Here is a 7,084-nt window from a genome sequence, read left to right as displayed (position 1 = left end):
CTTTCCCCCACAACACTTTTGCTGCGGTTTGTGTGTCGCTAGTCGAGAAAAAAACAATACGCGGTTGGCGATCGCTTTGTAATGCTTGAGGAAGCGGAAGATTTTCCGCCGAGTAGTCTAAAATTGAGAGGATATATTGCGCGATCGCCGTTTGATCGGCAGCCGTTAAAGAAAGCGAGTTTTGCAGGCGATCGAACCAAATATTATTCATAAATGCCACACTATTGCTTACCGAGATAGCCTCGGGGAGTAATCAGCCAATCTTGATGTTGGTAGGTGCTGCAATTCCCAATAATAACTGTGGTTAGCATATCAATGGGAAATTGTAACATTTGTTCGAGGGTGGTGATTTGAATTTCCTCATCGGGACGATAAGCAGATTTAACCAAAGCAACGGGGGTATTGCCTTGGCGATGTTGTAGGAATATTCCTTGTGCCTGTACAATTTGTTCTTGACGCTGACGCGATCGCGGATTATAGAGTGCGGTCACAAAATCCCCCATCGCCGCAGCTTGCAAGCGTTTGAGAATAACATCCCAGGGCGTTAAAAGATCGCTTAAACTAATCGCACAAAAATCGTGCATTAAAGGCGAACCCACCCGAGAAGCGGCGGCTTGTAGGGCAGTAATCCCCGGAAATACCTGAACTTGAGGGGTTTTACCATCCCAATCCTGTTGTTTAAGTTCTTCCATGACCAACCCCGCCATCCCATAAATGCCGCAGTCCCCTGAAGAGACTACCGCTACAGTTAACCCCCATTCTGCCAGAGCGATCGCCCGTTGAGCGCGATCGCGTTCTCGAGTAATGGGAAAAGATTCTATAATTTGCCCAGGACGTTGCAAAGGGGCAATTAAATCGAGATACAGAGAATAGCCAATAATAACATCAGCCTCGGTTACAGCAGATCGGGCAGCATTGGTCATCTGATCTAAGGCACCAGGTCCCGTCCCCACCAGAAAGAGTTTCCCCCCAAGTCCCGTAAATTCCTCCTCTGCGAGGGAAACGGCGATCGTCACGGCACCTTTTACCCCTTCCTCCTTATAAACCTGTTTCTTCACCAATAAATGTGGGGGTTTGGAGGGTAGGGGTTTGGTCTCCAAACCCAAATGTACGGGTTTGGTCTCCAAACCCAAATGTACGGGTTTGGTCTCCAAACCCCCACAACCCAATAAACAAGCGGCTTCGGCGACACTAGGGGTACCGACTTCGCGATCGACCACTGGGGAAGGTGTTGGGACAGCGACGCTTTTTAATGCCTCGGCTGAAAAGGTGCGGAGGGGAAAATCTCGTTCCTCGCAGAGTTGTAAAATTCCCACCTCATCGGCTTTAATATCGATGGTTGCAATACCCGCGATCGCCGCTTCTGCGAGATGGTTGCTTTGAAAAACGGCTTTAAGTCCGCGATCGATGAGGGATTTCGGCGTTCCTCGTTCGCATCCCAGCCCCACCCACAAGACGCGGGGATGCCATTGGACTTTAGGGATATCTGCGTTGGGATTAAATGTGCGTTGAGTAAACCCGATCCAAACTCGTCCTTGGGGGGTGATTCCTTCCTGAAACTGAAAGGGATGGTCGCGGGGAAGGGCATTTTGCCACAGAGTAGACCCGGTTTCCTGGATGACTTCTACGGGGTATTGTTTGGCGATCGCCGCACTTACTCCCGTCCAGTCTCCGCTTCCTTTCCTCCAGCCAAAAGGAAGGCCGAGAATATCAATTCCGGGTAAATTTAAACTGTGAGAAGCCCCGGTAATAATAGGGGTTGCTTGAATTGTTTGGGCGACGAGTCGGGTTAAAGCATCCCCTCCTCCTTGATGTCCTCCACACAAACTAATCACAAATTCTCCCGCTTCATCTACAACTAAAACCGCCGCATCTGTGCTTTTATCGCTTAATAAGGGGGCAATGAGGCGAGTGACGGCTCCTGTTGCCAAAACAAAAACAAAGGCTTTATAATCGTGCCAAATTGTTTCTAAATGCTCCTTGAGACTGCCTTGGTAAAACTGCACATTTTCTTGTAGTTTGGAGGGTTTGGAGACCAAACCCCTACTTTGGGGAACATACAAGACGGCGTTACTTGCTTGACAGAAGGGTTTTAGGGTCAGGATCGCGCTGGGAGTTGTCGCGATCGCCGCGATGGGTTGATAGGCTGCAAATGGCATTAACAATAAATTGTTCTAAATATAAACAAAAGGACTTTCAGAGTAACATCTTCAGACAACGATTTCTGATTGTTGATCGCCATCCGGGAAACGTAGGGGTTTGGTCTCCAAACCCTCCAAACCCGCTTCCCAACCGAGAATGAGGGCTTTGCGATCGCAGCCCCAGCGATACCCACCCAATGCCCCAGATTCTCGCAAAACGCGGTGACAGGGGATTAAATAACTGATAGGATTGCGACCTACGGCATTCCCTACCGCCCTCGCCGCCCTGGGACGACCGATCGCCTGGGCGATGGTTTGATAGGAGGTAAGACCCCCAAAAGGAATGCGTAAAAGCGCCCTCCAGACTTGGATTTGAAAATTTGTTCCCTTCACCAATAAGCTAAGGGGTTTGTCCTGATGGAAGCGATCGCGGTGGAAAATTTGCGCGATCATTGCTTGAGTCGTGGCGCGATCACACCTTATTTCAGCATTCGGCCATTCTTCCCGCAAAAATTGCCCTGCTGCTTCCTCCCCGATAGACCCAAGCAAATAGAAATTACAAATTCCGCGAGGGGTTTGAGCCAGCAAAACCCGCCCCAATGGGGTATCGTGGAGGCCGTAGCCAATCGTTAAACCTCGACCCCCAGCCTTAAACTCTCCCGGTGACAAGGCTTCCAGCTTTACAAAAAGGTCGTGCAAACGTCCGGACCCCGACAAGCCAGAATTAAGCGCCAGATCGAGCAAATTTCTCGTTTCCGCCATTTTCGTTTTAGCGTATTCAACCGTCAGATATTGCCAAAAACGCTTGGGACTAATTCCCACCCATTGTACAAATATTCGTTGAAAATGATATTCGCTCAAATTGACCTGTTGGGCAACAGTGGCGAGGTCTGGGGCATTCAAATAATTTTGCTGCATAAAGGCGATCGCCTGGGCAATGCGATCGTAATCTTCTGGGTTTGAGGAGTGGGTTGTCATCGTGGAAGCACTAACATCAATTCTGGGTTTAACTGTAGCTGTCCCCTTTCAATAAAACCACCCCTTTCTTGCTAATATTCCGCTAGACTAGATGAGAAATAATGAGGCAGGTTTAGGGATGCGGTTAGAAAAAACTAAAACTAATTTGAGCGATCGCAGTAAGGAAATTTTAGGAACGTGATCAATTTTACAGAAGAAAAATATTTATTTACTCCCGCATCTAAAAACGCAGATCCGATCCCTTTGATTTTTGCATTTCCCAATGAATATACCATTGGTATTTCCAGCTTAGGTTATCAGATTGTTTGGTCTACTTTTGCCTTAAACCCAGATGTAGAAGTTAGCCGACTTTTTACCGATATTAGAGAATCTGTGCCGCGAAATCCTGAACTTTTAGGATTTTCTGTGTCATGGGAACTCGATTATATTAATATTTTAAACTTATTGGAATCTTTAAATATTCCGCTTCGCAGTCGAGACAGAAATGAAAACCATCCCTTCGTTTTTGGCGGAGGATCAGTTTTAACGGCAAATCCAGAACCTTTTGCAGACTTTTTTGATATTATCCTCCTAGGAGATGGAGAAGAATTGCTCGATCGCTTTATTGCTGCTTATCAGGAGGTGAGGAAATGCGATCGCCAAACTCAATTAAAGCATTTAGCAACTATTCCGGGAATTTATATTCCCAGTTTATATCAAGTTTGCTATCGAGATATCGAGGGCGAAATCGAGTCAATTTCCCCCATAGATACCGATATTCCCGCAACGATTCAAAAGCAAACCTATCGCAGTAATACCTTAGCTGCTTCTACCGTCGTCACTCCTAAAGCAGCATGGGAAAATATTTATATGGTGGAAGTTGTGCGAAGTTGTCCGGAAATGTGCCGTTTTTGTTTAGCAAGTTATCTAACTTTACCTTTTCGGACAGCTAGTATAGAAGAATCTTTAATTCCGGCAATTGAACGCGGATTAAAAGTTACTAATCGCATCGGTTTATTAGGGGCATCCGTCACCCAACACCCAGAATTCGATCGCCTCCTGGATTATATCGCAAAGCCGCAATATGACCATGTTCGCCTCAGTATTGCTTCAGTTCGTACCAATACCGTCACAGAAAAATTAGCGCGAACTTTGTCTCAACGAGATACGCGATCGCTGACTATTGCGGTCGAAAGTGGCTCAGAAAAAGTGCGAAGAATTGTTAACAAAAAGCTGCAAAATGATGAAATTGTGCAAGCGGCAATTAACGCGAAAGCAGGAGGTTTAAAAGCCATGAAACTCTATGGAATGGTGGGAATACCGGGAGAAAATGGAGAAGATATCGAAGAAACTGCAAACATGATGAAAACCTTAAAAAAATCCGTTCCCGGATTACGATTAACATTAGGATGCAGCACCTTTGTCCCTAAAGCACATACCCCCTTTCAATGGCTAGGAGTCAACCCAAAAGCGCAAAAACGCTTAAAATGGTTACAGAAACAATTAAAACCCAATGGCATTGATTTTCGTCCAGAAAGTTATAATTGGTCGTTGATTCAAACCTTGATTTCTCGAGGCGATCGCAGACTCACCCCACTCTTAGAACTAACTCGACATTATGGCGACTCAGTAGGCAGTTATAAACGCGCTTTTAAAGAATTGCGCGGTAAACTTCCTCCTTTTGATTATTACATTCATCAGGACTGGAAACCAGAGCAAATTTTGCCTTGGCAGCATTTACAAACCGCCCTTTCATCAGATATGTTATTAAAACATTTACAAGATGCTTTAGACAATTATTAATGAAGTAGGGGTTTGGTCTCCAAACCCTCAAGATTAATGAAGTAGGGGTTTGGTCTCCAAACCCTCAAGATTAATGAAGTAGGGGTTTGGTCTCCAAACCCTTCTGTAGAGTTTTGTAACAAAAAATATCATGGTTATTAAGGATACATTTTTTCATCCGAATAAAGTATATAGGATATCCCATAGCGATCGATAACCAATAATGATAGAAACTCAAAATATCCCCACTGAAACTCCTCCTATTATCTCATCAGATTTAATCTATGGTTTAGAAGCTCGCCCGCCTTTTGTAGAGTCTATTTTTGTTGCATTACAGCACGTTTTTGCCTGTTTTGTTGGGATTATTACCCCTGGTTTGATTATTTGTGGAACTTTAGAAGTTTCACCAACCGATACCATGTCAATTCTGAGTATGTCCCTTTTCATTTCAGGGATTGCAACATTTATTCAAGCCAAACGGTTCGGACCAATTGGTTCAGGATTACTCAGTATTCAAGGAACAAGTTTTGCTTTTCTCGGACCGATTATCGGTGCGGGTTTAGCTGTCACAGGTGCAGGAGGAAGCCCTCAAGATGCCTTAAAGTTAATCTTTGGCTTGTGCTTTTTTGGAGCATTTGTAGAAATTTTTATTAGCCGATTTCTGCACTTAGCCAATAAAGTTATTACACCATTAGTTACCGGAGTTGTCGTTACTTTAATCGGTTTAACTCTCGTTAAAGTAGGAATTACTTCTATGGGAGGAGGTGTCCCAGCCCAGAGAAATGAAACTTTTGGCGATCCGATCTACTTAGGAGTGGCTTTTTTAGTATTGACGATCATTATTGCGCTTAATAGTAGTAGAAATAATATTCTTCGGATGTCGTCAATTATCATTGGTTTGGTGGTCGGATATCTCGTTTCCATTCCTCTCGGATTAGTAGATTTTAGTAATCTTGCTAACTTACCAGTCATTAGCCTTCCTATTCCTTTTCGCTATGGTTTAGGATTTGATTTTGCTGCATTTATTCCCTTTGCTTTTATCTATTTGATTACGGCGATCGAGTCCATTGGCGACTTAACAGCAACCTCCGTCATTTCTGGAGAACCGATCCAAGGAGAAAAATATTTCCAGCGCATCAAAGGAGGTGTTTTAGGAGATGGCATAAATTCAATTCTTGCAGCTTCTTTTAATACTTTTCCTAATACAACATTCAGTCAAAATAATGGTATCATTCAACTCACAGGAGTTGGCAGTCGATATGTGGGATATTTTATCTCAGTCATTCTCGTTTTTCTCGGTTTATTTCCCGTTGTCTCTGGAATTGTTCAAGTTTTACCCGAACCCGTCTTAGGGGGTGCTACAATTCTGATGTTTAGTACCGTTGCTGTTGCGGGAATTAAAATTCTTTCTAGCATTCATTTGACCAAGCGTAATTCAATGATTCTTGCGGTTTCTCTGGGTTTGGGTTTAGGGGTAACATTCGTTCCCGATATTTTGATTACCTCTCCTCCTTTGATTAAAAGTATTTTGTCATCGGGTATTTCTACTGGGGGAATTACTGCTTTATTTCTCAATATTATTATCCCCGGAAGAGAGTAATTTTTCAGTTGTCCACGGCGATCGCGCTAGTGCAATCGCCCTTGCTTTAACTCTCACTAATGCTCGTCCTCACTCAATCCATGACAGAAAATCTAGTTAATGTCAGTGATAGTTATGCTGCCCTCGAACTCGCCCAAACATCACAAAAACTAGCAACTTTTCAGGAAGAGGCGATCGCGATCGGAGAATGTTGTTTTAAAATTTGTTTTAAATAGATACCCGTATAAGAACTTTCACATTCAGCAATAATTTCTGGGGGTCCTTCTGCAATAATTTCTCCCCCTTTATCTCCTCCTTCTGGACCTAAATCAATAATCCAGTCTGCACACCGTAGCACATCTAAATTATGTTCGATGACTAAAATAGAGTTACCTTTATCCACTAAACGTTGCAAAACATTTAATAAATGATGTACGTCGTAAAAAGATAAACCCGTCGTCGGTTCATCAATCAAATATAACGTTTTTCCTGTGGCGCGACGAGATAACTCTGAGGCTAATTTTACCCGTTGCGCCTCTCCTCCCGATAGAGTTGGTGCGGGTGGACCTAATTTTACATAACCCAAACAAACATCGACCAAGGTTTGTAAGCGACTTGCAGCCCG

General features: G+C 44.0%; 5 protein-coding genes and 1 pseudogene. 2 read left to right on the top strand and 4 right to left on the bottom strand.

Annotation, left to right across the window (positions count from 1 at the left end; translation table 11 throughout):
- The 3 genes from VB714_RS20345 to VB714_RS20335 all read right to left on the bottom strand — a co-directional run.
- On the bottom strand, positions 1–211 hold a 211-nt coding region (locus tag VB714_RS20345), incomplete at its 3' end, for a hypothetical protein (RefSeq protein WP_323226510.1).
- A gap of 10 nt (positions 212–221) precedes the next feature.
- A complete protein-coding gene (gene cobJ / locus VB714_RS20340) occupies positions 222–2,159 on the bottom strand; it encodes a precorrin-3B C(17)-methyltransferase (protein WP_323226509.1) in 1,938 nt (645 codons plus the stop codon).
- A 51-nt stretch (positions 2,160–2,210) separates the two neighbouring features.
- Complete coding sequence (locus VB714_RS20335; protein WP_323226508.1) at positions 2,211–3,119, bottom strand: methylated-DNA--[protein]-cysteine S-methyltransferase; 909 nt, start codon at positions 3,117–3,119, stop codon at positions 2,211–2,213.
- 177 nt (positions 3,120–3,296) lie between these two features.
- Between VB714_RS20335 and VB714_RS20330 the strand changes: the two genes are divergently transcribed.
- Together VB714_RS20330 and VB714_RS20325 are read left to right on the top strand one after the other, a co-directional pair.
- Positions 3,297–4,901, top strand: coding sequence for a radical SAM protein (locus VB714_RS20330; protein ID WP_323226507.1), 1,605 nt, complete (start codon positions 3,297–3,299; stop codon positions 4,899–4,901).
- Positions 4,902–5,103: 202 nt separating this feature from the next.
- A complete protein-coding gene (locus tag VB714_RS20325) occupies positions 5,104–6,480 on the top strand; it encodes a nucleobase:cation symporter-2 family protein (protein WP_323226506.1) in 1,377 nt (458 codons plus the stop codon).
- Between the two features lie 160 nt (positions 6,481–6,640).
- Here VB714_RS20325 and VB714_RS20320 read toward each other — a convergent pair.
- Positions 6,641–7,084 (bottom strand): annotated as a pseudogene (locus VB714_RS20320) (excinuclease ABC subunit A); the annotation flags it as partial.

This window comes from Spirulina sp. 06S082, assembly GCF_034932145.1.
Taxonomy (GTDB): Bacteria; Cyanobacteriota; Cyanobacteriia; order Cyanobacteriales; family Spirulinaceae; genus CCY15215.
This window is presented reverse-complemented; position numbering and strand designations above follow the sequence as displayed.

Bases quoted from the DNA above. Each gene is read 5' to 3' on its own strand.
- cobJ (WP_323226509.1), bottom strand. From the start codon at position 2,159: ATGCCATTTGCAGCCTATCAACCCATCGCGGCGATCGCGACAACTCCC.
- VB714_RS20335 (WP_323226508.1), bottom strand. From the start codon at position 3,119: ATGACAACCCACTCCTCAAACCCAGAAGATTACGATCGCATTGCCCAG.
- VB714_RS20325 (WP_323226506.1), top strand. From the start codon at position 5,104: ATGATAGAAACTCAAAATATCCCCACTGAAACTCCTCCTATTATCTCA.